We start from the raw sequence: 282 nt of genomic DNA, 5'->3' as shown, positions 1-282 counted from the left end.
CTGTTCACCGGGCAGGGCAGCCAGCGGATCGGGATGGGTCGGGAGCTGTACGAGGCCTACCCTGTCTTCGCCGAAGCGCTGGACGCGGTGTGTGAACGGTTCGAAGTACCGCTGCGGGATGTGATCTTCGGAGCCGACGGCGGCCTGCTCGACCAGACCGCCTACACGCAGCCTGCCTTGTTCGCGGTTGAGGTGGCGCTGTTCCGGCTCGTTGAGTCGTGGGGGCTGAAGCCTGACTTCCTGGCCGGGCATTCGATTGGCGAGTTGGCTGCGGCGCATGTG

1 protein-coding gene is annotated in these 282 nt (G+C 66.0%); it reads left to right on the top strand.

From position 1 onward, the window contains the following. Window positions 1-282 (top strand): acyltransferase domain-containing protein (locus O5O46_RS35215; protein ID WP_269859762.1); only part of this gene is annotated, 282 nt, incomplete at both ends.

The sequence above is a fragment of the Streptomyces sp. RPT161 genome (assembly GCF_027533845.1).
Taxonomy (GTDB): domain Bacteria; phylum Actinomycetota; class Actinomycetes; order Streptomycetales; family Streptomycetaceae; genus Streptantibioticus_A; species Streptantibioticus_A silvisoli_A.
This window is presented reverse-complemented; position numbering and strand designations above follow the sequence as displayed.